Genomic DNA, 255 nt, shown 5'->3' with positions numbered 1-255 from the left:
AAGAAACGGAGTAGGTGAAGCGATCTGGAAAGATCCGCGAGACAAGGTAACAGCCCTGTAGCCGAAACTTCGTTTCCTCCAGAGTGGATCCTGAGTACGGCGGGACACGTGAAACCCCGTCGGAATCTGGGAGGACCATCTCCCAAGGCTAAATACTCCCTAGTGACCGATAGTGAACCAGTACCGTGAGGGAAAGGTGAAAAGCACCCCGGGAGGGGAGTGAAAGAGATCCTGAAACCGTGTGCCTACAACTAG

The 255-nt window shown here is 53.7% G+C and carries 1 rRNA gene; it reads left to right on the top strand.

Going from position 1 to position 255, the window contains the following annotated elements:
- A 23S ribosomal RNA gene (locus MW695_RS23300) occupies nt 1–255 on the top strand; the annotation flags it as partial.

It is taken from the genome of Halalkalibacter sp. APA_J-10(15) (assembly GCF_023017105.1).
Classification (GTDB): domain Bacteria; phylum Bacillota; class Bacilli; order Bacillales; family Bacillaceae_D; genus Halalkalibacter.
The sequence above is the reverse complement of the archived record's forward strand: the minus strand, read 5'-3'. Positions and strand labels throughout refer to the sequence as shown.